This is a genomic window from Micromonospora sp. R77 (assembly GCF_022747945.1).
Lineage (GTDB): Bacteria > Actinomycetota > Actinomycetes > Mycobacteriales > Micromonosporaceae > Micromonospora.
In genome coordinates, this window is sequence record NZ_JALDST010000001.1 from 5,820,695 (window position 1) to 5,840,180 (window position 19,486).

15 protein-coding genes and 2 pseudogenes are annotated in these 19,486 nt (G+C 71.4%); 6 read left to right on the plus strand and 11 right to left on the minus strand.

Annotated elements, in window-relative coordinates:
* Positions 1 to 79 precede the first annotated feature (79 nt).
* Both MRQ36_RS26975 and MRQ36_RS26980 read right to left on the minus strand, forming a co-directional pair.
* The gene (locus MRQ36_RS26975) at positions 80 to 928 is read right to left on the minus strand and encodes a S1 family peptidase (RefSeq protein ID WP_242799535.1); all 849 of its coding nucleotides are present in this window, start codon (positions 926 to 928) and stop codon (positions 80 to 82) included.
* A gap of 155 nt (positions 929 to 1,083) precedes the next feature.
* Positions 1,084 to 2,088 carry a LacI family DNA-binding transcriptional regulator gene (locus tag MRQ36_RS26980; protein WP_242799536.1) on the minus strand — a complete coding sequence of 335 codons (1,005 nt, stop codon included), beginning with the start codon at positions 2,086 to 2,088 and terminating at the stop codon, positions 1,084 to 1,086.
* Between the two features lie 134 nt (positions 2,089 to 2,222).
* Here MRQ36_RS26980 and MRQ36_RS26985 point away from each other — a divergent pair, with 134 nt between their 5' ends.
* A complete protein-coding gene (locus MRQ36_RS26985; RefSeq protein WP_242799537.1) occupies positions 2,223 to 2,813 on the plus strand; it encodes an ABATE domain-containing protein in 591 nt (196 codons plus the stop codon).
* Positions 2,814 to 3,113: 300 nt separating this feature from the next.
* On the opposite strand, the pseudogene tnpA reads toward MRQ36_RS26985, so the two are convergent.
* Positions 3,114 to 3,520 (minus strand): annotated as a pseudogene (gene tnpA, locus MRQ36_RS26990) (IS200/IS605 family transposase).
* A 16-nt stretch (positions 3,521 to 3,536) separates the two neighbouring features.
* On the opposite strand from tnpA, the gene MRQ36_RS26995 reads away from it, so the two are divergent.
* Both MRQ36_RS26995 and MRQ36_RS34765 read left to right on the plus strand, forming a co-directional pair.
* Positions 3,537 to 4,778 carry a transposase gene (locus MRQ36_RS26995; RefSeq protein ID WP_242799538.1) on the plus strand — a complete coding sequence of 414 codons (1,242 nt, stop codon included), beginning with the start codon at positions 3,537 to 3,539 and terminating at the stop codon, positions 4,776 to 4,778.
* A 53-nt stretch (positions 4,779 to 4,831) separates the two neighbouring features.
* Positions 4,832 to 4,981, plus strand: a complete 150-nt coding sequence (locus MRQ36_RS34765) for a VOC family protein (RefSeq protein ID WP_242799540.1) — start codon at positions 4,832 to 4,834, stop codon at positions 4,979 to 4,981.
* A gap of 62 nt (positions 4,982 to 5,043) precedes the next feature.
* Here MRQ36_RS34765 and MRQ36_RS27005 read toward each other — a convergent pair whose 3' ends face one another.
* Entirely contained in the window at positions 5,044 to 8,574 is a 3,531-nt protein-coding gene (locus tag MRQ36_RS27005; protein WP_242799542.1) for a glycosyl hydrolase, read from the minus strand.
* Positions 8,575 to 8,921: 347 nt separating this feature from the next.
* Positions 8,922 to 9,572 (minus strand): hypothetical protein, encoded by a 651-nt coding sequence (locus tag MRQ36_RS27010; protein WP_242799543.1) that lies wholly within the window; start codon positions 9,570 to 9,572, stop codon positions 8,922 to 8,924.
* Positions 9,573 to 9,792: 220 nt separating this feature from the next.
* Between MRQ36_RS27010 and MRQ36_RS27015 the strand changes: the two genes are divergently transcribed.
* On the plus strand, positions 9,793 to 11,295 hold the full coding sequence (locus MRQ36_RS27015) for an aminopeptidase P family protein (RefSeq protein WP_242799544.1): 1,503 nt from the start codon (positions 9,793 to 9,795) through the stop codon (positions 11,293 to 11,295).
* Between the two features lie 165 nt (positions 11,296 to 11,460).
* Here MRQ36_RS27015 and MRQ36_RS27020 read toward each other — a convergent pair whose 3' ends face one another.
* From MRQ36_RS27020 to MRQ36_RS27045, 6 genes and pseudogenes are all read right to left on the minus strand, one after another.
* Positions 11,461 to 11,847 (minus strand): hypothetical protein, encoded by a 387-nt coding sequence (locus MRQ36_RS27020; protein ID WP_242799546.1) that lies wholly within the window; start codon positions 11,845 to 11,847, stop codon positions 11,461 to 11,463.
* A 184-nt stretch (positions 11,848 to 12,031) separates the two neighbouring features.
* Positions 12,032 to 12,426, minus strand: a pseudogene (locus tag MRQ36_RS27025) (NUDIX domain-containing protein).
* Between the two features lie 149 nt (positions 12,427 to 12,575).
* Positions 12,576 to 13,208 (minus strand): hypothetical protein, encoded by a 633-nt coding sequence (locus MRQ36_RS27030; protein WP_242799547.1) that lies wholly within the window; start codon positions 13,206 to 13,208, stop codon positions 12,576 to 12,578.
* Between the two features lie 94 nt (positions 13,209 to 13,302).
* Positions 13,303 to 13,917: a tyrosine-protein phosphatase gene (locus MRQ36_RS27035; protein ID WP_242799549.1), complete on the minus strand. Its 615-nt coding sequence runs from the start codon at positions 13,915 to 13,917 to the stop codon at positions 13,303 to 13,305.
* 43 nt (positions 13,918 to 13,960) lie between these two features.
* On the minus strand, positions 13,961 to 15,322 hold the full coding sequence (locus MRQ36_RS27040; RefSeq protein WP_242799550.1) for a hypothetical protein: 1,362 nt from the start codon (positions 15,320 to 15,322) through the stop codon (positions 13,961 to 13,963).
* Positions 15,319 to 16,593 carry an MFS transporter gene (locus MRQ36_RS27045; RefSeq protein ID WP_242799551.1) on the minus strand — a complete coding sequence of 425 codons (1,275 nt, stop codon included), beginning with the start codon at positions 16,591 to 16,593 and terminating at the stop codon, positions 15,319 to 15,321. Before MRQ36_RS27045 ends, MRQ36_RS27040 begins: the two co-directional genes overlap by 4 nt.
* Positions 16,594 to 17,481: 888 nt before the next feature.
* Between MRQ36_RS27045 and MRQ36_RS27050 the strand changes: the two genes are divergently transcribed.
* Both MRQ36_RS27050 and dmpG read left to right on the plus strand, forming a co-directional pair.
* Positions 17,482 to 18,429, plus strand: a complete 948-nt coding sequence (locus tag MRQ36_RS27050) for an acetaldehyde dehydrogenase (acetylating) (protein WP_242799552.1) — start codon at positions 17,482 to 17,484, stop codon at positions 18,427 to 18,429.
* Positions 18,426 to 19,457, plus strand: coding sequence for a 4-hydroxy-2-oxovalerate aldolase (gene dmpG / locus MRQ36_RS27055; RefSeq protein WP_242799554.1), 1,032 nt, complete (start codon positions 18,426 to 18,428; stop codon positions 19,455 to 19,457). Before MRQ36_RS27050 ends, dmpG begins: the two co-directional genes overlap by 4 nt.
* The last annotated feature ends 29 nt before the right edge of the window (positions 19,458 to 19,486 follow it).

Below are 19,486 nucleotides of genomic sequence, written 5' to 3' on the forward strand. Positions count from 1 at the left end.
GGGGTGTCCGCACACGACGGAGACCCGCACCGAGCGGTGCGGGTCTCCGGTGGACGGGCCGGCCGGGGCCGGCGACGGCTCAGTAGACGGCCACGCCGTACGAGCTCGCCGCCTCGGTGACGGGCTGATAGAACGTGGTGCCGCCGGTACGGCAGTCACCGCTGCCGCCGGAGGTGATGCCGAGCGCCTTGGAGCCGTCGTAGAGCGGGCCGCCGGAGTCGCCGGGCTCGGCGCAGACGGTGGTCTGGATCATGCCCTTGACGGTGCCGCCGCCGGAGTACCGGACGGTGACGTTCAGCGCGGTGACGGTGCCGCCGTGGGTACCGCTGGTCGACCCGGTCCGCTTCACCGCCTCGCCGACGTACGCGTTGGCGGCGGCGTAGCCGCCCGGGTGGCTGAGAGCGGTGTTGTCGTACCGGACCAGGGCGTAGTCGTTGCCCGGGAAGCTGGAGCCGATGGTCGGGCCGATCAGGGTCTTCAGGCCGGAGTCGGTGTACCAGGTCTTCGCCACGTTCCCGCAGTGCCCGGCGGTCAGGAAGTAGTAGACCCCGCCCTTGACCACGTTGAAGCCGAGCGAGCAGCGGTAACCGCCGCCGTAGATGGCGTTGCCGGCCGACAGCAGGGGACGGAAGACGCCGGCCGAGCGGTCGACCCGGATCGCGCCGGCGTCCCGGCCGGCGCTGCGGGTGACGGTGGCCAGCTCGGCGGCGGAGACGGTCCGGTCGGCGGTCACCACGACCCGACGCGACCCGGGGTCCACCCGCCAGGCGAGGCCGCCGACGCCGGAGGCGGCGACGGCCCGGTCGACCCGGGCGAGCTGGTCTGTGCTGTACGTGCGGGGTGCGGCGGAGGCGACACCGGTGAGGGCGGTGGCGGCCACCAGGCCGACGGCCGCGGCGAGCAGGGGAGTGAATCGGCGGACTGGCATGGGCTCCTCCTCGGACGGAGCGGGCTGCCGGTTGCGGCGGCGCCCATGACACGTCACCGGGTATCGCGTCGGGGTGGTGACCTCGGCGAACGCTGTGGCGGCGAGTATCCACCCCAGTCGATGTTGCGTCAAGGGTTGGCCCGCCCGGCGCGGTGTCACGCCGACGCGGGGACGCGGGTGCTCTCCCGGGGTGTCAGCGTGTGCGGCGTACGGACCTCGGCGGGGAGGGTATCCGGCCGGGCGATCCGGGCGACGATCCGGGCGACGGCCGCTCGGGCGATGGCGGTGGGGTCGCTGCCGACCGTGCTCAGCGTCGGCCGGGAGTAGCGGCCCTCCTCGCTGTCCCCGATGCCGACGACGGCCACGTCGTCGGGAACGCGCAGTCCGGCGTCGGCGGCGGCGCGCATCGCACCGATGGCCAGTAGGTCGGAGTAGCAGAAGATCGCGTCCGGGGGATGCCGGTGCGCGAGGAGCGATTGGGCCGCGCGGTAGCCGTCGCTGCGCTGGTGGGAGGCGGCGGACCGCAGGTAATCGGCCGACACGGTGAGCCCGGCTCGGCGCAGGGCGAGCCGGTACCCGACGGTACGTGGCTGCGCCCCGGTCGCGGGCTCATCTGGGTGCGCGCCGATCGCAGCGATCCTCCGCCGTCCTAGGGTCAACAGGTGGTCGGTGGCGTCCTGGGCGGCGCGGGCGCCGTCGATGCCGACCCGGTCGCAGTGTCGGTCCGGGCCCGCCCCGAGCAGCACGAGCGGGGTGCCGGCGACCTGTGCCTCGACGAGTCCGGCCGGCGCGGCGTCGGCGTCGAGCAGCACGCCGTCGACCGGCAGGGCGCGTCCGCCGTGTCCCTGCGGGGCATGGACGGGGGTGGCCCGTTCGATGACGACCCGGTAGCCGCGTCCCGCCGCCGCGCTGACGATCTCGCCGGTGAGAGCGTCGAGGGCCGGCCCGTCGAGTCGGGGGAGGACCAGGGCGAGCAGGCCGGTGCGGCCGGTGCGCAGGCTCCGGGCGGCGAGGTTGGGACGGTAGCCGACCTGCGCCGCGGCGTCCTGCACCCGGCGGCGGACGCTATCGCTGACGTGCGGGTAGCCGTTGACGACGTTCGAGACGGTCTTCACCGACACCCGGGCCAACGCGGCGACGTCCTTGAGGGTGGCGCCCACGACGCGTCCTCCCGTCCCCGTCGGTCGAACATTCACACCGGCAAAACCTTCTCACCGGTGTGCATCGCGACCCTCGCAGAAGCTTTCACACCTGTCAAGGCGCTACGCTGGTGTGACAGTGGAGGAGGCCGCCGTTGAGCGACGAGGCAGCGGTCCCGGCCGCCGTCCGATTGGTGCGGGACTTCGTCAACACCTTCGAGCCGCAGATCGACCAGGAGTCCCTGACGACTCCCGACCAGCTTCGAGACTGGTTCGCCGAGCGCGGGCTGCTGCCGGCCGACGGTCGGCTGCGCCCGGCCGACCTGACCGCCGCCATGACGATCCGGGAGGGCCTGCGCGAGGTGCTGCTGCGTCACGCCGGTCACCGGGTCGATCCGGCGGTGGAGCGGGGACTCAACGACGCCCTCGCCGCGGTACCCGTCCGGCTGGTCTTCACCGACCACGGACACCACCTCGCCCCGGCCGGCGATGCTCCCCTCGACCACGCACTCGCCGGGTTGCTCGACGCCATCCGGCAGTGCGCCGAGGACCACACCTGGACCCAGCTGAAGGTATGTGCGCGCGACACCTGCCGGTGGGCCTTCTTCGACGCCTCCCGCAACCAAGCCCGTCGCTGGTGCTCCATGGCCGGCTGCGGCAATCACGTGAAGATGCGCCGCGCCTACGTCGCCCGCGCCGGCCGGCGTCGACCGCCGCCGCCCGACGAGCCGGAGCAGCCTCGCTGACCGCCCTCGACCGCCACTCGTCACCTCCGGCCCGGACGCGCCGTCGACAATAGATTTCCCGGATGCACCGATCCCGGCTTCACGCGCTGATCATTGACGTGCCCACCGACGGCGAGCAGGCCGCGGCGGAGTGCTGGTCCGCCACGCTCGGCGCCCCGGTGCAGCGGGTGACCACCGAGCCGGAGCTCACCAACCTAGGCGGTCGACGACGCGCCGCGCTACCGGGATGCGGGCCAGTGCCGGCTTCAGGTCGGGGTGTGGGGCCCGCGCTGGAAGGGCCGCCAAGGCCGGGGTGGTGCCTTAGGCCGGATGGTTCTGCTGTTCAATGTACTGCTTCACGACGTCAAGCGGTGCCCCGCCGTCGAAGTACGAGCCCGACCACAGTTTCTTGGGTTAGGTAGTAGTGGTGGGCGAGGTCGGGGAATTCCTGCCGCAGGCGGCGAGGACACGCCTTTCAGCGAGTTGACCAGCCGGGTCACAATCATCTGTGGCGGGTAGGTGACGAGCAGGTGGACGTAGTTGCTGTCGCCGTCGAAATCGACCAGTTCGGCGTCGAAGTCGCGGCACACGTCCTGCATGATCGCCTCCATGCGGGACAGGCGCCGGTCGGCGAACACCTCATGCAGGAACTTTGTCACGAAGACCAAGTGGACATGCATCGCAAGAATGCAGTGTCTGTCAGTGCGGATGCCTTCGAAATCTGTTATAAATCAAGATGGTAAGGTGCGTTCTGTGCAGCTTCGGTACAACTTCCGCGTCTACCCGACGACGGGCCAGCAGATTCAACTGGCGAAGGCGTTCGGGTGTGCGCGGGTGGTGTTCAACGACGGGCTGCGCCTGCGCCAGCAGGCCCGCGAGGCGGGCGAGAAGTACGTTTCTGACGGGGAGTTGTCGCGGCGGATCATCACCGAGGCGAAGGCGACCGCAGAGCGTGCCTGGTTGGGCGAGGTCTCCGCGGTAGTGTTGCAGCAGGCCTTGGCGGATCTGAACAACGCGTACCGCAACTTCTTCGCCTCGGTTATGGGTAAGCGCAAGGGTCGCAAATTTGCCCCGCCGAGGTTTCGGTCGCGTAAGGACAATCGGCAGGCGATCAGGTTTACGAAAAACTCCCGGTTCAAGGTCCTCGACAATGGCCGCCTACGTCTGCCGAAGATTGGCGACGTTGAGGTGCGCTGGTCGCGAAGCCTGCCGTCCGGTCCGTCCTCGGTCACGGTGATCAAGGACGCGGCGGGTCGGTACTTTGCGTCGTTCGTCGTGCAGGCCACGGACGTGCCACTTCCCGAGACAGGCTCTGAGGTTGGCATCGACCTCGGACTGACCCACTTCGCTGTGCTGTCGGATGGCACGAAGGTCGCGGCGCCGAAGTTCCTGCGTCGGGCCGCCCGCAAGCTCAAGCGGCTGCAACAGGATCTCTCCCGCAAGCAGCGCGGGAGTCAGAACCGCAAGAAGGCCGTTGTCAAGGTCGCTCGCGCTCATGCGCGGGTGGCCGACACGCGGCGGGACTGGCAGCACAAGCTGTCCACGAAGATTATCCGCGACAACCAAGCGGTGTATGTCGAGGACCTTGCCGTTGCCGGTCTCTGCCGGACCCGGCTCGCGAAGTCCGTGCACGACGCCGGATGGGCCGCCTTCACCGCCATGTTGGAGTACAAGGCCGCCCGGTACGGGCGCACTTTCGGCAGGGTGAACCGGTGGTTCCCGTCCACCCGGATGTGCTCGGCATGTGGCCGCGTCAACGAGAAGATGGGGCTGAACGTCCGGTCGTGGGACTGCCCCTGCGGCAGCCGCCACGACCGGGACCACAACGCCGCCATCAACGTGTTGGCCGCCGGGCAGGCGGACAACTCAAACGACCGTGGAGCGCAGGTAAGACCGGGACTCGTCCCGGCACCGCGCGGCGAAGCGGTAACCCACCCGGACGCCGCGCGGCCCACGTGCAGCGTGGAGGGAATCCCCGTCTTTTAGGGCGGGGAGGATGTCAACACCTTGACATCGAGACCGACGACGTCCACGCCGAGGTGGACCGGCTGCTCGCGCTCGGTGCCACCCGGGTCTCCCAGTGGCAGGAGTGCCACGTGCTGCGTGCCCCGAGCGGGCACCTGCTCTGCGTGATCCCGGTGGCCGGCGACCCGGCGTCGTTCGCGGCGACCGCCCGCCGCTGGGACTGACCCACCGACGCGCGACGCCCCGACCGCCGGGTGTGGCGGTCGGGGCGTCCTCGTGCGTCAGGTCACCCGGTGTACGGGAGGGTGACCTTCGACTGGTTGCCGGTGCCGAGGGTGGTCGGGGTGCTGCCGATGGCGTTCCAGACCTCGACCTTCACCGTGCCGCCGGCCAGGTTCCCGAGCGTGCCGACGCCCGAGTAGAGGCCCTTGGTGTCGGTGTAGTGCTCCATGCCGGTGACCGGGTCGGTGGCGTAGTAGTTGTACGTCTCCACCCGGTCGAAGCTGCCGTCACCGGTCAGGTCGTAGGAGACCCGCACGTGGGTGCCGTCACCGACGCCGGTGCCGGCGTCCAGGAGCAGGTCGAACTTGGTCTGCCCGCCGTTGTACGTCGCGGTGACCCCGGTGGCGGTGTAGACCAGCGGGTTGTGCGGCGTGCCGACCCAGTTGCCGTTGGCGGCGCTGACGGTGGCCGTGCCGGCGGCGCCGGCCGTGCCGGACAGCTGGGTGCTGCCCTGCAGGTACATGTCGCCGGCGAAGGCGGTCGGGTCACCGGTGGGCGGCGGGGTGGTGGTGGGTGCGGTCCCGTCGTACGGCATCACGAGCTGGGACTGGTTGCCGATGCCCAGGTTGACCGCGCCGCTGCCGATGGCGTTCCAGACCTCCACCTTGACCGTGCCGCCGGCCAGGTTGCCGAGCGTGCCGGTGGCCGACTTCAGGCCCTGGGTCTGCTTGTAGTGCTCCACGCCGGTGACCGGGTCGGTGGCGTAGTAGCTGTAGGTCTCCACCCGGTCGAAGCTGCCGTCGCCGGTGAGGTCGTACGACACCCGGGCCTGGATGCCGTTGCCGACCGAGGTGCCGGCGTCGACGGCCAGGTCGAACGCGGTGGTCCCACCGTTGTAGGCGCCGGTCAGCCCGGTGGCGGTGAACACCTGCGGGTTGGTCGGCGTGCCGTCGTGTGTGCCGTTGGCGGCGGCCACCGAGACCGTCCCGTTGGTGCCCGCGGTGCCGCCCAGGGCGCCGTCGGCCAGCAGGTACTGCGTCGGGCTGAGCGGCGTCGCCGGCGGCGTGCTGGTCGTCGGGGTCGGGGTCGGGGTGGGCGGCGTGGTGACCGACGGGCTCGGGGTCGGGCTGGTCGGGGTGGGCGACGGCGTGTCGGTCGGCGTGGTCGGCGGGGTGGTCGGGACCACCACGCCACCGGTGGCGCTGCCACCGCTCCAGGTCAGTGCCCCGGAGGTCACCGTCTTGCCGGCCGGCACGGCCAGCTTCGTACCGTCGGAGAAGGTCACCGTCAGCGGCTCGGCGGTGATGTTCGACGCCACGTAGGTGCGGGCCGTGCCCTTCTTGAACACCTTGGCCAGCGGGTGGTTCGCGGTGATCGAGGTGTCCACGTTGCCCAGCGCGGCGAGGTTGCGGATCCAGTGGAACGTGTGCGCCTTGCTCTCGCCCTCCTCGCTGGCGAAGGTGCTGTTCGCTCGGAAGTTCGCCAGCGCCTTGTCGCCGTCACCGAGGGCCTGGAACTCCCAGATGATGTCCTGCCACACGCTCGGCGGACCGCCCTTGTTGGTGACCAGCTCGTTGTAGTTGGCCAGCACGTACGCCGGGTCGTTGCCCAGGTAGAAGTGGCCGCCGGTGATCGGCAGCATGTTGATGCCCTGGATCATCTCGGGTGCCGAGGAGAACCAGGTGGCGTACGCGCCGCCGTCACCCCACACCATGCCGACCGTCTTGTGGCCGAAGGCGGCGGGGAAGTTCTCGTCGTGCACGTCGAACCAGTACTCGGAGATCGCCGCGGACTGGGTGGTCCAGATGAAGACCCCGGCGTCGCGTACGGCGGTGTTGCCGGTCGCCTGGCCCCATTGGATCAGGGCGTTGGCGAAGTTCATGCCCTCCGAGGAGGACTCCTGGTTGTTGCCGGCGAAGAAGCAGGCCAGGCCGGAGGCCCAGTCGTGGCCGGCGTAGATGTCGAAGTCCCGCAGGTAGGGGAAGCGGGCGTCGGACCGGTCGTAGTTGTTGGCGTCGCGGATCAGCATGTCGACCATGCCGCCGTACTTGGTGGTGGAGGCCCAGGTCGGGTCGAACTTGGCCACCGTGGCCGCCGCGGCGATGAAGTAGCCGTAGTGGAAGTGGTGGTCGTTCAGGTCCTCGTCGGAGAAGTACGAGGCGGGGTAGCCGATCAGGGTGCCCCAGTTCTTGTCGTAGTAGAACAGCTGGCTGGTCTCGCCGGAGCCGGCGGTCAGCCAGTTGGTGAGCCGCGTCTTCATGGCGGTCACCGCCGCGTCCCGGACTGTGGTCAGGCCGAGCTGGTCGGCGATCTCGGCGACCCGGGCGGCCCGGCCGAGGCCCTTGCCCGCCCAGTAGGTGTCCTGGCCGCTGATCCCCTCCGGGTTGGCCAGTTCGGCGTTGAGGTAGTTGGTGATGGTGGTGAGGTCGGCGCCCGAGGAGTCGCCCACCGCCGGCACCTCCGGCAGCACGCCGGTGTACTTCATGCTGGTGGTGAAGGAGGCGACCCCGGTCAGGGTCCGCATCGCGCCGCGCGGCGAGACGTAGGTGGGGGTGATCGGGGTGGCGCCGACGAGGCTGCGCCACTGGTGCGGGTAGAGGGACACCACCGTCTTGGTCTCGGTGCCCTCGCGCGGGGTGGTGGTTAAGGCGTACGTCGTGCGGACCGTGCTGGTCGCCGGGTCGTACGTGTAGGTCATCTTGGTGCCGGTGACGTGGGCGTGGGCGTACTTGCCGTACTCGGCCGCGAGGGCGGCCTTGTCGGCGCCGCCGGGCAGCACCGCGACGGAGAAGTAGCCCTTGCCGCCCAGCGTCGAGCTGATGCCCGCGCCGGCCACGGTCCAGCTGGCGCCGGTCGGGGCGTACGCGACGTAGTCGTGGCCGCTGACCGTGAAGCCGATCATCGAGCCGGAGTTGGCCCAGACGGTCGGCGCCGCGGCGGCGGTGATCTGCGCGTTGCCGCCGGTGATCTGGTAGTAGCTGAACGGCAGGCCGTGCCCGATGGTCGCCCGCATGGTGCGCGCGCCGTCGTTCCAGTCCGCGGTGACCGTCCAGTCGGTCCAGTCGGCGGCCTTGACGATCGGCGCGCCGAGCCCGGCGACCCCGACCCGGATGTCCTCGGTGTACGGGTAGTGGTACTCACCCGTTCCGGTGGCGGTGCCGCTGATCGCCGGCGTGGTGGTGTACGACAGCCCCAGCCCGTTGTTCTCGGCGTGGTACGCCAGCGGGTGCGCCATCATGTTCTCGCTGGTGGCGCAGTTGTTGCGCTTCCACAGCAGCGACGACCACCAGTCGTTGGTGGGGATGGCGCCCTTCGGGGCGTCGGCGGTGACGAAGAGCCGCGGGTTGGTGCTGATGGTGCCGCAGCCCTTGGGCAGCGCGCCGCCGGGCGGCAGGGTCTCGGTGTAGCTGCCGGCGCCGACGGTGCCGGCCTCGGCGGTGCCGCCACCGGCGACCACGACGCCGAGCACACCGGCGGCGAGGAACGAGGCGGTGGCGAGTGCGAGGGCGCGCAGGCCCCGGGTGCGGTGGGTGGGCGGTACGGGAGTGGTCAGTGGACTGCCACCGGGGGAGTGGTCCCGGAGGGGAGGTGTCATGGGGGGTTCCCCTTCACTGTCAGGGATCGGGGTAGGTGGGGTGCGGATCGAGGAGCGTCGAGAGAGCGCTCTCTTGAGGTGCGAGGTTAGGTTTCGGTTACCGGCACGTCAATGGCTGATGACGAGAGAGAGCGCTCTCTCGAAGCTGTCACCCGGGCGCTCCGCGCTACGCCTTCCGGCTCTTCAGCAGGGAAGATGATCGATGCCATGATCCACTAGGGAGGGTGTCGCATCGGCGAAACACGTCGGAAATTTTTTGCCGGTCGATGGCGGTGTCGCCCGTGGGCGCGCTCCCGACCGCGATCACTGGCCGGCGCGTACCCGCTGACCCGGACCCACCGGGAGCGTCACCGCTGCGGTCCCGGCGGCTCGGAGCGGCGTCGCCGCCGTGCCAGCAGGGCGATCGCCCCCAGCGCGCCGCCCAGCACGACCGCTGCGCCGGCCGGCAACCACCCGGACCGGCCGGTCGGCGAGGTCCGCGTGGCGGCGGCCGACGACGCCAACGGCGGATCGGCGGGCGCCGTCGTCGCCCCGGGCAGCAGATATGCGTTGCTGGCGACCAGGGCGCTGCCCGCCGTCGTCTCCACCGAGGTGACCGTGACCCGGTTGCGGACCAGCGTGCCGGGCGGGGATCCCGGCCGGACCAGCCCGGTGACGGTGATCCGGGGCGGCCCCTGTGCGCCACCGAGCCGCAGGTCACCCAGTTCGCAGACGACCGTCCGCGGGGAGACGGCACACCGCCCCGGCGTGACGCGGGCGCTGACCCCGTCGAGGTCGGCCGTGGTGGTGAAGGTGACCCGGGCGCCGGTGAGGGTGCCGTTGCCGGCGATCGTCACCGTGTGGGTGACCCGCTGGCCGGGCAGCGCGCCGAACGGCGTCGAGGTCAGCACGGGAGCCGCGTCGACCGTTGCCCCGGTGACGGTGGGCGTGGGGGCGGGGGCCGCGCCCACCACGGCGGCCAGCAGGCCCACCACCGGCCCGGCAACGGACTCCCACATCCCCACACTGTAGGCCCGGCGGCGACCCGGTGCGGGGCATTGTCCCGAGGCCGCGCACCGACGGGGTCCGTCGCGCCGGTCCGTCACGGGCTCGCCGGTCCGCCGTCGGGTCGCACCGTCGGGCCGGTCGGCGCGACTCGTGAAAAGCCGCCCCGACGGCCCGGTCGGCCCGCCCGCGCAGCTTTGCCGGCACTCTCCGGCGCGTGGCAGGATATCGACCATGACAAGCGACGAGCAGGTGAAAGCCAGCCACCGCAACACCCCGACGAGCGAAGAATTTCGCGCCTTCATCGCCTCCGGCTGGGCCGAGCCGGAGGCGGCACCTGTCCCGCGCGCGGAGGTCGCCGACCACGCGGCCCGCCGCCGGGCGGCCTTGTCACGGCAGTTCCCCGGCGAGCGCCTCGTCGTCCCCGCCGGCGGACTCAAGGTCCGCAGCAACGACACGGACTACACGTTCCGGCCGCACACCGCCTTCGCCTACCTGACCGGTCTCGGCGCGCACAGCGAGCCCGACAGCGTCCTGGTGCTCGACCCGACGTCCGACGGCCGCCACGAGGCGCTGCTGTTCTTCCGGCCGCTCGCGCCGCGCGACAGCGAGGAGTTCTTCGCCGACTCCCGCTTCGGTGAGTTCTGGGTCGGGCCGCGCCCCACCGTGCACGAGCTCGAGCAGCAGCTCGGCATCACGGCCCGGCACATCGACACGCTCCCCGACGTGCTGGCCAAGGACGCCGGCAGCGTGCCGGCCCGGGTCGTCCGCGCGGCCGACGCGCAGGTCACCGCGCTCGTCGACCGGAACCGGACGCAGGCCGAGGACGCCTCGACGGAGCAGGACGACCCGGACGAGGAGTTCGCCCGGCACCTGTCGGGCATGCGGATCATCAAGGACGAGTGGGAGATCGGCGAGATGCGGCGGGCGATCGCCGCCACCCACCGGGGGTTCGACGCGATCATCGCCGGCCTGCCCGAGGCGGTCCGCAAGGGACGCGGCGAGCGCTGGGTCGAGGGTCTGTTCGGCCTGTACGCCCGGCACGACGGCAACGGCGTCGGGTACGAGTCGATCTGCGCGTCCGGCGACCACGCCAACACGATCCACTGGACGAAGAACACCGGCCCGGTCCGCGAGGGTGACCTGATCCTGGTCGACGCCGGTGTCGAGGTGGACTCCCTGTACACCGCCGACATCACCCGGACCCTCCCGGTGACCGGCCGCTTCACCGATGTGCAGCGGAAGATCTACGAGGCGGTCCTGGAGGCGCAGGAGGCCGGCTTGGCCGCGGTGAAGCCGGGCAACAAGTTCAGCGACATCCACGCCGCCGCCAACCAGGTGATCGCCGCCCGGCTGCACGAGTGGGGGCTGCTGCCGGACGGGGTGACCCTCGAGCAGACGCTCGACCGCGAGCGTGGCGGCTGGCACCGGCGGTGGATGGTCCACGGCACCTCCCACCACCTGGGCATGGACGTGCACGACTGCCAGATGCTGCTGCGCCAAGACTACATGGACGGTGAGCTGAAGCCCGGCATGATCCTCACCGTCGAGCCGGGTCTCTACTTCAAGGCGGACGACCTGCTGGCGCCGGCGGAGTTCCGCGGCATCGGCGTCCGGATCGAGGACAACGTGCTGGTCACGCAGGACGGTCACGAGAACCTGTCGGCGGCGATGCCGCGTACCGTCGCCGACGTGGAGGCGTGGTTCGACCGGGTGTGGTCCGACGTGGACGCCTGACCCCGGGTTCGGGGGCCGGGCCGCCGGAGGGCACACGATGGTCAAGAACCCAGTCCGGCGTTCGACGCTTGACGTCGGGCTCCGGAGGTGGTCGTCCACCTCCGGAGCCCTGGCGTCGTTCAGGCAGCCTGTCGGTCTCTTCGCCGGCTCAGGCCGACAGGGTCCTTACGCGTAGCCAACCGTCCACTGGCCGTCGTCGTCGCTGCATGGGTCCCATCCGTAGGTGACCTGCACGCAGACCCGGAACGCCACCGCGCGTCCCTCGCCGAAATTGTGGTCCCACGAGACAGGCTTCCCGACGTCGGACAGCCCCCAGTGCGTTCCCTCCTGCACCGTGCCGTCGATGCGGATGTACTTGTATTCCAGGTAGGGGCGGCCGCCATATGACGAACGCTTCGTCAGTTGGAACGAGTCGCCGTACGAGATGAATTTGCCTTCGGCTGCGATTTTCCCATCCACGTACACCCGAGCGAGAGCGTCCTGCCCTGCCATTGCGGGCGATGCCGTCGTTACCGTGGCACCACCCGCGAGGGTCAACCCCGCCAGGACCATCGAGAGTCTCCGCCGCGCCGTTTTCATCATTCCCCTTTCCGGGACGTGTGTTGGCTCCGAATCGAGGCTCGGCGGGTCAGCCATGTCCGGCAACTGGTTCCTGCTGTCCCGGACAGGCGTAGCGCTGTCTGGACTGGTCAGAGGCTTGTCCGGGACTTCGTCCGGCTGGAGCTGACGGCATCCCTCATCGACCGGGAGGCGTCACGAGCGACACCACGCCCTGCGGTGAGGCGGTCTGGGCAGCACTGTCGAACAGGGTGAGCCAGACGATCTCCTCGATCTCGTTGTCAGGCTGCAGGACGCCCTGGTAGGCGGCGGTGTAGCAGGTCATCCGGACGATCATTCCGTCTGGATGACCGTGGGCCTGGGCGTGGACGGTGCCTAGGTGCTCGGCGGTGTCGGGGGGGCGATGGTCACGCTGAGTTCTTCCCGGATTTCGCGGACGAGGGTGTCGAGGTCGCCTTCGCCGGGTTCCCGCTTGCCGCCGGGTAGGTAGTAGACGTCCTTGCCGCGTGCCCGGGAGCTGAGGATCGCGCCGCCCTCGAGGTGGATCCACGCGACCTTGTCGATGATGGTCATGTCCCGTGCTCCCTCAGCGCGTCGGTTGTGGTGGTGCGGCCACGCCGGTCGAAGGCGCGATCCGGCGGCCTCTCCGTGATCCGCTGTCCGGGCGTCGGGGTCAGCCGTGGAAGGCGCACCCGACCTGGGGGGAGTACGAGCGCGGGCGCTCAGGACTGCGACGACGGTAGGGGCGTGCTCGGCCGGTCGATCGTCCGCCGTCGACGGGCAACCGTGACCGCGGTGAGCATGCCGACAACGGTGCCGAGGACCAACAGCACCGAAGCAATTGCGGTGTCGGACACTGGAGTGCCGAGGGTCGCCATCCGGAAGAGGCCGCTGTGTCGGAAACCGTAGGACCATGGGGCGTCCCCGATGGACAGCGGTGACGTGGACGTGCCGGCAGCCTGGCAGGCAAGCTGGTAGGTGTCCGCGGGACTTGCCGTAAGAGCCAGGACCCCTCGCCATCGCTCGCCGTCGACCGTGAGTTCATACACGTCGAACAGTGGGGCTTCCTGGGTCATCGAGGCGAGCACGTCCTGGCTCTCCGGCTCGCACTGCACCTGTGGAAAACCGTCCGGCCCTTCCTTCGCCCACACCATCTGCGGCGACGAAGGCTGCAACTGCACGGTCACCGGCTCACCCGGCGCGAAGCCTTCGCCAAGGCTTCCTGCGGGAGCCAGGAGCAGCAGGATCCCGGACAGTATGCCGCCGGCGGCGATCGACCCTGTGACGACGAGCCAGATCCGGGCCGGCTGCCGCATCGGCCTGCCGGTCGATCGAGGAACAGTCATGAGCGACATTCTTGATCACCTCGATGTCCCGTGGCATCCGACGAGGAGGGCAGCCGCACGGGGCTGAACAGCCCCGGGCATGGCTTGCGGCACGAGATCCGGCTCAGGTCAGCCGAGTGCGGATCGCGGCCAGGTGCGCGGGCCGTACGCCGGAGCCGACCAGGTAGTCGGTGACGCCGCCGTAGCGTGCCTCCAGATGGGCGAACGTGTTGACGATCATCGCTGGTGGCGAGTTGTCGGTGAGCGCGTAGTCCGCGGCGATCGACGCCGTCGTGGCACCGGCGACATGCAGCGCGAGCGCCACCACCAGCCCGGTGCGATCACGGCCGGCGTGGCAGTGCAGGACGACGCCGCCGGGCGGAGCCTCCGCGATCGCGGTCAACGCGGCGGCCAGGCGGTCCCGGCTGGCGTCCGCCATGAGCCGATAGCTGTCCTTCGGGATCTCCTCGTCCCCGGTGAGGTCGAAGCACGCCGGAACGAGCCGGTAGCGCTCGTCGTCGGCCAGCGGGCTCGGATACTTCGACGCTTCCCACTCCCATCGCAGGTCGATGACGCGGGTCACGCCGTAGGCCCCGATGGCGGCCAGGCCGGCCGGGTCGAGTCGGCTGTGGTTGTCGGTGCGGATCAGGGCACGCTCGCGGATCCGTCCCCCATCGACGGTCGGGATCTCCCCGAGGTCGCGTGCGTTGCGCAGGTCGGGCCAGCGAAGTCGCAGCACCGGGCGAGGTTACCTCGCACAGCGGCCCCGGCAGGGGCCGTGGTCAGCCGTGGAAGGCGCAGCCGACCTGCGCGCCGCCGGCCATGCTGACCACCCCGACCGCCGGGTCGGTGCTGGCGCGGACGAAGCAGCCGGCGTACCCGTCCTCGCCGACCGCGTCGGGGTCGGCCAGGTAGATGCCCCAGTTGAGATAACGAGGGCCGTCGGGGAACGGCTCGGCGGCCGGCCGGACCCGCCGTTGCAGCACGTACGGGCCGTCGACCGCCGAGGCGACCCGGGCCGTCCACTCGGCCGCGTCGACCGCCCAGCCGGCGACGATCCCGCTGCCGCCGTGCAGCAGGGTCGGCTTCAGGATCAGCTCGGCCTGCCGGGCCCGGGCGTACGCGGGTAGATCCACGTCGGAGCCGTCGGGATCGGTGCCGCGCGCGCGCACGTACCGGGTCCAGGGCAGGATCCGCTCGACGCAGGCCCGCTCGTCGGCGTCGAACAGGTCGCGGTGCCGGTCGTCGGAGAGCATGGCGAGGGTGCCCTTGTTGCCGTAGAGCTCGGCGTCGAGGCGGCTGAACAGGCCGACCCGGCCCTGTTCGGCGGCGGCCAGCAGCGGCTCCAGCGGGGCCGTCGCGGCCGGGTCGGTGAGGTCCTCGACCAGGAAATAGCGGAAGACCACGTCGACGGGCCGGCCCGCCACGGTCGGCCGGCCCCCGGGATAGCTGAACTGGCCGAGGTGGCAGGCGATCCCGTCGAGCCCGTGGTCGGCGAGCTTGTCGGCGAGCACCCGCAGCCGGGGTCCCACGATCGAGAAGTTCTCCTCGGTGTCCACCACGGCGACCACGGGCGGTCGGTCGGCGGGGAGCACGGCGGCGCACTCGGCGGACATGGTCCGCACCATGCAGCCGAGGGTGTCCCGGTAGCGCAGCCGGTGCCGCACCACGAACTCCCGCAGCGGCGGGTACGCCAGCATCGCGACGTTGAGGTCGGCGTTCTCGAAGCCGCCGAGCGCGCTGGTGATGTTGAATTCCAGCAGCTGGAACGCGGTGCCGTCGTGGTAGAGGTCGGCGCGTCCGAGGGGGAGCAGCGCGCCGGTGCGGGCGCTGCGGGTGATCAGCGCCGTCTGGTGCGGGTTGAGGCCGACGGCCTCGGCGAGGGCGGCGCGGCTGCCGCCGTACACCCGGTCCGGCAGGGAGCGCAGCAGGTCGTGGACGGTGTGCAGGTCCCGCGCGACGGTGTGCCGTTCGGCGTCGGTCAGGAAGACGGGACCGGGCAGGAACCGGTCCCGGTAGGCGAGGGTGAGCGCGGCGGAGTCGCGGGCGGCGGCCGTCGGGTCGCCCGCCGGGCCGGCGGCGAGGTGCTCGGCGTACGCCCGACCCAGCGGTGAGCGGCGCAGCTGGCGGGGGGCGGTCCTCATCGGTCGTCCTCTCCTTGAGGCTGGTCGGCTGCGGTGGCGCGGGTGATCCACTGCCGGCGAGCGCCGCGCAGCAGGGCGACCGCGATGACCGCCATGACGGCGGCGCCCGCCGCGAAGACGGCGGGGGTGCCGGTCCCGGCGGCGAGCAGACCGCCGGCCGCCGCGCCGACGGGCAGGCCGCCCCAGGCGATCAGTCGGTAGACGCTGTTGGCCCGACCGAGCAGGTGCCGGGGCACCAGGGTCTGCCGGAGCACGACCACGACGACGTTCCAGGTCACCGTCCCGCAGGCGAAGAGCGCGAGGGCGGCGCCCGCCGCGTACGGCGACGGCACGGCGGCGAGCACGGCCTCGCTGGTGGCGATCAGCGCGGCGGTGGCTACCAGCGCGCCCTCCCGGCCCAGCCGGCCGGTCAGGGCGGGGGCGAACCGGGAGGCGAGGACGGCTCCGGCGGCCTGGCAGGAGAGCATCACGCCGTAGCCGAACGGGCTCAGGTGCAGCACCTGCTTGCTGTGCACCACGAGAACGGCGAGCATCGCGTTCCCGGCGATGTTGATCACGCAGGAGAGCAGGGCGAGGCTGCGCAGCAGGTGGTGCCGCCAGAGCCAGCGCGCGCCGGCCAGCAGTTCCGGCAGCATCCCGCCGGCCGCCGGTCGGGCGGCGGGTGGTCGGCTGCCGCGGATCCGGGCGACGAGCAGCGCGGAGCAGGCGAAGGTGGCTGCGTCCACCCCGAACGGCAGCGCGACCGCGACGCCGAACAGCAACGCGCCGACGAGGGGGCCGAGGAAGCCGCTGCCGGCCTCCTGGGCGGCCATCACCCGGGCGTTGGCGGTGGCGAGGCCGGACTCCGGGGTGATGAACGGGACGAGCACCTGGGCGGCGTTGCGGAAGAAGACCTCGCCGACGCCGAGCAGGAACAGGCAGGTGTAGAGCAGCGGCAGGCCACCCCAGCCGCCGGCGATCCCGGCGGCGAGCAGCGCGAGCAGAGCGGCCCGGGTGACGTCGACCCGGACCATCGCGGCCCGGATGTCGAGGCGGTCGACGAGCAGTCCGGCGGGGATGCCGAAGAGCACGAACGGCGCGGTGAAGGCGACCGAGGCGCCGCCGATCAGCCGTGGGTCGTCGGTCAGCTGGGCGGCCAGCAGGGGAGCGGCGGCGATGGTGACGCCGTCGCCGACGGCGGAGACGGCGGCGGCCGTCCAGAGTCGGGAGAAGTCGCGGCTGAGCATCCGGTGCCGGCCCTGCGGCGGCGCGGCGGACGCCGTCGTGCTCACGGCGTCTCCCGGCGGCGCGACCGCCGCCGGCCTCCGGCCGGGTCGACCGCCGCGCCGACGGCGACCGCCGGCACCGGTTCGGCCCGGCCGCCGCCGGTTCCACCCACCGGTGTACGCCTGCCGGAAAGCGGACCGTCGCGGTGCCGACAATCCATTGCGTCCCCTTTTCTCCGCGCTGTTCCCGCCGCCTTCCGCAGTCGACCGGAACCGCTTCTGCGGAAAGAGGCGCGGGGTCGGACACGCGAGCCTGCCGAGGATAGTCGAAATGGTGCCCGGGTTGTCCACCGCCCACCACCGGCCCGCCGGACGCGGACCCGTACGTCGATGGGCGGCAGCTGGCGAGGGCTCCGGCGGCCGGCTCCGACCGGGAAGCCTGACCGGTCGCGGTAAGCCGAAAAGCCTGTCAGGGCAGGCAAAACGGGACGCACCGGCGATGGAGTCGGCCTGCTGACACCCTCCGGGGAGGACTGTCAGGAGAGTGACCGATCTGGACGGTCCCTGTCACACCGGCATCTGGTACCTTCGATGGCGCAGGCGGTTGCGTCAATGCAAATGGCAACGCCTGCATAGTCGTACGTGCATCATCAGGAGCGCTTTCGATTACCGCCTCGATACTTCTCAGGCCAGGCTGACGGTCCGAATTTCTTGTAATCATGTGTGCGGGTACGGGTCCGAACGGGACCCGTTTCCGGTGGTGACCCGAACGTGAGTCGCGGGTCCACCGACAGCGACGGTCGAAGCGGTGCACCCGGCAATCGCGGCCGGGGCGCGGCGTGGCGGGACAGGTCCTGGCGATGACGCTCGGCCCGTCCTCGCGTGCCCGGACGCCGGCACCGGCCCGCCCGGTCCACCGTCACGCACGCACGGCGAAGGTGAGGAACGACGTACATGAGAACCCTTGATCCGGCTGCGGTGAGCGGCGCGACCGGCGCCGGGCCGGACGGTGCCCGGCCCGCCACCGTCGCCGTCATCGGCACCGGGGCGATCGGCCGGGACCTGATCAGCAAGATCCACCGATCAGGGCTGCTGGAGTGCCGGCTGGTGGCCGGCCGCAACCCCGACTCGGCCGGTCTGCGCTACGCCGAGCAGCTCGGTTACCCCACCACCGCCGCCGGCATCGACGCCGTCGTGGCCGCGGAGCACCCGTTCGACGTGGTCTTCGACGCCACCAGCGCGGCGTCCCACCTGGCGCACTGGCCGCTGCTGGCGCCGCTCGGCACGCTGGTGGTCGACCTGACCCCCAGCCGGGTCGGGGAGATGGTGGTGCCCACGGTCACCGGCGTGACGGCGGCGACCGGCCGCAACGTCAACCTGATCAGCTGCGGCGGACAGGCGTCCGTGCCGGTCGTGCACGCGCTCGCGACCCGCTTCCCGGTGGCGTACCTGGAGGTCGTGTCGACGGTGGCCAGCGACATCGCGGGCCGCGCGACCCGACTGAACCTCGACGAGTACGTGGCGACCACCGGGCACGCCCTCACCGCCTTCTCCGGCGTCTCCGACGTCAAGGCGATCCTCAACATCAGTCCGGCGGTGCCGCCGGCGACCTTCCGGACGGCCGTCCACGCCCGGATCCCCGGCGCCGACCCGGCGGCGGTGCGTGCGGTGGTCGACGACGCGGCCGAGCGGGTCCGCTCGTTCGCTCCCGGCTACACGGTCACCGCCTGCACGGTGGTCGACGACCGGGTGACGGTGGCGCTGCAGGTGACCGCGCACAGCGAGGTCCTGCCCGCCTACGCGGGCAATCTCGACATCATCAACTCGGCCGCCGTCATGGTGGCCGAGCAGCACGCGGCCCGATCGGACCGGTCCGCCCCGGTGGAGGTGGTGAGCCGGTGAGGAGCATCCTCATCCACGACCCGACCCTGCGCGACGGCCAGCACGCCGTCCGCCACCAGCTCGGCGCGGCGGCGCTGCGCCGCTACGCGGAGGCGGCGGACGCGGCGCGGATCCCGGTGGTGGAGGTCGGTCACGGCAACGGCCTCGGCGCCTCCTCGCTGCAGGTCGGCCGGGCCGCCGTCACCGACGACGAGATGCTCTCGACGGTACGGGAGGCGCTGCGGCACAGCCGGATGGGCGTGTTCATGCTGCCCGGCTGGGGCACCTCGGACGACCTGCGCCGGGCGATCGGCCATGGCGCCGACGTGTTCCGCATCGGGGTGCACGCCACCGAGACGTCCCTGGCGGAGCGGCACCTGGGTGTCCTGCGCGACGCGGGCGTCGAGGCGCACTGCGTCCTCATGATGAGCCACATGGCGTCCCCCGAGGAGCTGGCCGAGCACGCGGCGCGGGCCGTCGGCTACGGCGCCCAGGCGGTGGGGATCATGGACTCGGCGGGTCACTTCCTGCCGCCGGACGTCACCGCCCGGATCGCCGTGATGGTCGCGGCGGTCGACACCCCGGTGATCTTCCACGGCCACGACAACCTCGGCATGGCGGTCGCCAACTCGGTGGCCGCGGCGCAGGCCGGCGCGTCGATCATTGACGGCTGCGCGCGCGGCTTCGGCGCCGGGGCCGGCAACACCAAGATCGAGGTGCTGGTGCCGGTCCTGGAACGCAGCGGCTTCGCCACCGGCATCGACCTGTACGCGCTGCTGGACGCCGCCGACCTCGCCGAGCGGGAACTGATGCCCGCGCCGCCGGTGACCGGGTCGATGAGCATCGTCAGTGGACTGGCCGGGGTGTTCTCCGGGTTCAAGCACCGGGTGCTGGAACTGTCCACCCCCGCCGGCGTCGACCCGCGCGACGTGTTCTTCGAGCTGGGCCGGCGGCAGGCCATCGCCGGCCAGGAGGACCTGATCGTGGACGTGGTGGCGCAGTTGAGCGCCCGGCAGCGGGCGACCGAGCCAGTCGGAATCCAGCAGTGAGGACAGGAGACATGGGAGTTGACGCAGCC

Bases quoted from the DNA above. Each gene is read 5' to 3' on its own strand.
- MRQ36_RS27010 (WP_242799543.1), bottom strand. From the start codon at position 9,572: ATGTGGGAGTCCGTTGCCGGGCCGGTGGTGGGCCTGCTGGCCGCCGTG.
- MRQ36_RS26975 (WP_242799535.1), bottom strand. From the start codon at position 928: ATGCCAGTCCGCCGATTCACTCCCCTGCTCGCCGCGGCCGTCGGCCTG.
- MRQ36_RS27040 (WP_242799550.1), bottom strand. From the start codon at position 15,322: ATGAGGACCGCCCCCCGCCAGCTGCGCCGCTCACCGCTGGGTCGGGCG.
- MRQ36_RS27050 (WP_242799552.1), top strand. From the start codon at position 17,482: ATGAGAACCCTTGATCCGGCTGCGGTGAGCGGCGCGACCGGCGCCGGG.
- MRQ36_RS27020 (WP_242799546.1), bottom strand. From the start codon at position 11,847: ATGGTCCTGGCGGGGTTGACCCTCGCGGGTGGTGCCACGGTAACGACG.
- MRQ36_RS27030 (WP_242799547.1), bottom strand. From the start codon at position 13,208: ATGTCGCTCATGACTGTTCCTCGATCGACCGGCAGGCCGATGCGGCAG.
- MRQ36_RS27015 (WP_242799544.1), top strand. From the start codon at position 9,793: ATGACAAGCGACGAGCAGGTGAAAGCCAGCCACCGCAACACCCCGACG.
- MRQ36_RS27005 (WP_242799542.1), bottom strand. From the start codon at position 8,574: ATGACACCTCCCCTCCGGGACCACTCCCCCGGTGGCAGTCCACTGACC.